A 3,174-nucleotide genomic window follows, 5' to 3' on the forward strand; every position below is an offset into this window, starting at 1 on the left:
TTCCTCAGGTAGGTCTTTTACGTTAATGGTCTTATTGCCAGAGGTTACCCTGCGCGATACCTGTTCATACATCATTCTGCCAAAGAAATCACGCTGATTTGTAGGTACCGTCAGTACAGCGTCCATAGTCAGTGGTTCGAGGGTGATAGTACCTGTTTTTTGTGGGTAGAGTACTACTTTTTTCACTACTATGCAACGATAGTTGCGTCCCTGATAGCTACAGTCGCCTATCTCATACTCCTGCATTTTTATCTCTTGACTCCAGAAGTTAGGAAACTTAGGTACTGTTAGCCATTGTAGGTCGTTTAAGGCTACGTTGCTGCCTACGTATAGGCGATAGGTTACGCTTACTGCCTCATTCAGATAAGGATTAGGTTTAGAGACTTCAGCTAATAAAAACAAGCTTTCTCTGGCTACATCATTGCTGGTCTTATCTATAGAAGGGGCAGCTACGGCTTCAGTTACGGTGATAGCGATAGGGGCTGTCTTGTAGGTTCTCCCATCAATATCTATCGAGGCTTGCCCTATGGTGAATTTACCTTTAGCTTTAGGTTGTAGTATATAGATGTAAGTCTTTGAAAAAGAACGTACGCCATTAATCCACGATTCAGAAACCGATTGCGAAGGCCCCATTATCACCACAAAATCGTGAAAAGAGGGCGGAGTAAAGTTATCGCCGTTTTTGTTCATCGTAAACTCTATGCGCACCCGCTCATTAGCGCCTAAGGTGTTTTTGCTCACATCGGCTCTAAACTCTATATTTTGGGCATAGAGGCTTTGTACTAAAAAGGTTATAAAGAGTATTAATCTATATTTCATTGCTTAAATTATTTATGTTGAAAGACAAAATGCTATTTGTTCCTACCAATCTTTTTCAGATTTGGCGCGCTGTCCTCTTACTTTTTGTCCGTTTACTTTATCTTGAGTTTTGCGCTCCTCATTGTTCATAGCTTCAAGGATACGCTCCATCTGTTCAGGCGATAAAGACGAAGGGCGTGGCTGTCCGCCTTGCTCTTTAGACCCCTGTTGGTCGTCTTTATTGTCTTTATTCTGGTCTTTGTTGTCCTTATCTTTGCCGTTTTTGTTGTCTTTATCCTTATCTTTATTGTCCTTATTGTCTTTGTCTTTATTATCCTTATTCTTGTCTTTGTTGTCTTTGTTGTCCTTATTATCCTTGTTTTTATCCTTATCGTCTTTCTTATCCTGATTTTTATCTTTGTTGTCCTTGTTATCCTTGTTTTTATCCTTGTTGTCTTTATTGTCTTTATTATCCTTGTTATCTTTGTTGTCCTTATTATCCTTGTTGTTGTTTTTAGGCGGATTTTTCTTAAGCATTTCGTTAGCTACTGCCAAGTTATAGCGCGTTTCCTCGTCAGTAGGGTTGTATCTGAGGGCTTCTCTATACGCCAATACAGCCTTGTCATAGGTCTTTTCTTTCATAAAAGCATTTCCTAAGTTATGAAAGATTTGGTGTCTTTCAGCTTCCGACATCTGTTTAGCATTCGCCGCTTTCATCAGCTGAGCAAAGGCTTCTCCGTAGTTTTTTTGCTTATACAACAATGTGCCCAAGTTGTATTGGGCAGTCAGGTTCGTATTATCTTCAGCTATAGCATTACGATAATCTACCTCCGCTTGGGTAGGTTTATCACCTTTCAATGATTCATTACCCTGGTAGGTCAGCTTTTTAGAGTTCATAGCCGCTTTTAGCGCCTCTTTTTCCTCTTTGCTTTGCGCAAAACTGCCTATACTCATAAAGGTTAAGACTATAAAAAGAATATTTTTCATACAGATACTTACTTTTTTCGTTCATTAAACAAATTAAGACGCTTTACCCATTGTGTTTTTCTTTCAAAGATAAAAAGGTCAAGCACCAACAGCAATAACGCTCCTGCTAAAAACCACTGAAACTGGTCTTTAAAATCTACAAACTTCTGTGTGTCAAACTGACTTTTCTCGGTGCTTTCTAATATTTTTTCTATTTGGCTAACAGCCTCTTGGGTATTATCGCCATTTAGGTATTGTCCGCCAGCATTTATAGCTATCTGTTGTAGTAGTTCTTTGTTCAGCCGTGTGATAACCACCTCGCCATTGCGGTCACGTTTGTAACTCTGTTCACCTAGTTCGCGCATCGGTATCGGACTTCCTTTTTCAGTACCTACTCCTATAGTGTAGATGTGTATGCCTTTTTCTTGTGCTTCAGCAGCAATTTCGGTAGCGCCCATTTCGTGGTCTTCACCGTCAGAGATGATAAAGAGCAAGCGAGAGGTAGTGCTTTTATCGTCAAAATAGTTGGTTGCCATACGTATAGCCTCCTGAATAGCAGTACCTTGCGACGAGAGCATATTAGTATTCATACTCTGCAAAAACATTTTGGCAGCCGAATGGTCTGTCGTTAGGGCGAGTTGCGGATAAGCACTTGCTGCGTAGGCTACGATACCTACACGGTCGCCTTTTAGCTGATTGATAGTCTCAAAGGCGATGCGTTTAGCTTTCTCTAAGCGGTTAGGAGCTACGTCTTCAGCCAACATACTTTTTGAAACGTCAATAGCAAAGACGATATCTACCCCTTCGCGTTTTACGGTTTCTATTTTAGTGCCTATTTTGGGGTTAGCCAAAGCGATGCAGAGCAGCACCACTACGGCAGAAAGCAATATCCACTTCAGCCACAGCTTAAAGTTAGAACGGTCAGGCGATAAGCGTCTGAGTAACGCACTGTCAGCAAATGCCCTTTGAGCCTTCTTTTTCCGCCATAGCGAAATTACAAAGATAAATAGTAGCGGCAGCAATACCGCTATAAACCAGATATATATTTTTTCGTCTATATGTATCATAATAAGTTATAAAAGAATAGCCATTATCTATGCCTTTTTGCCTTCCTCAAATACTGCGCCAAATCGACTGCAAAAATAAAAAAAATTGGCAAATTAAAAAAGGCTACCACATTACTGAGGCAGCCTTTTTTAGGATTGCTATGCTTATTTTTTAAACTTAGCGTATTTGTTTTTAAATTTATCGATACGTCCGGCAGTATCAATAAGTTTAGATTTACCTGTGTAGTAAGGGTGTGAAGTGCGTGAAATTTCCAACTTTACTAAAGGATACTCTACCCCTTCTACTTCAATGGTTTCTTTGGTCTCTACTGTCGATTTGGTGATAAAGATATCGTCGTTCGAC

Annotated in this window: 4 protein-coding genes; all 4 read right to left on the reverse strand. The window is 40.1% G+C overall.

Features of this window, described 5'->3' with window-relative positions; genetic code table 11:
* A partial coding sequence (locus HMPREF9074_RS03530; RefSeq protein ID WP_034539705.1) for a BatD family protein occupies positions 1-819 on the reverse strand: 819 nt, incomplete at its 3' end.
* 42 nt (positions 820-861) lie between these two features.
* The gene (locus HMPREF9074_RS03535) at positions 862-1,785 is read right to left on the reverse strand and encodes a tetratricopeptide repeat protein (RefSeq protein WP_009391077.1); all 924 of its coding nucleotides are present in this window, start codon (positions 1,783-1,785) and stop codon (positions 862-864) included.
* Between the two features lie 8 nt (positions 1,786-1,793).
* Complete coding sequence (locus tag HMPREF9074_RS03540; RefSeq protein ID WP_009391078.1) at positions 1,794-2,831, reverse strand: vWA domain-containing protein; 1,038 nt, start codon at positions 2,829-2,831, stop codon at positions 1,794-1,796.
* Between the two features lie 144 nt (positions 2,832-2,975).
* Positions 2,976-3,174, reverse strand: a 199-nt coding sequence (locus tag HMPREF9074_RS03545; RefSeq protein WP_034539707.1) for a type B 50S ribosomal protein L31, incomplete at its 5' end; no start/stop codon positions are given.

Origin of the sequence: Capnocytophaga sp. oral taxon 329 str. F0087 (assembly GCF_000213295.2) — a bacterium.
GTDB classification, from domain to species: Bacteria; Bacteroidota; Bacteroidia; order Flavobacteriales; family Flavobacteriaceae; genus Capnocytophaga; species Capnocytophaga leadbetteri_A.

Bases quoted from the DNA above. Each gene is read 5' to 3' on its own strand.
- HMPREF9074_RS03540 (WP_009391078.1), bottom strand. From the start codon at position 2,831: ATGATACATATAGACGAAAAAATATATATCTGGTTTATAGCGGTATTG.
- HMPREF9074_RS03535 (WP_009391077.1), bottom strand. From the start codon at position 1,785: ATGAAAAATATTCTTTTTATAGTCTTAACCTTTATGAGTATAGGCAGT.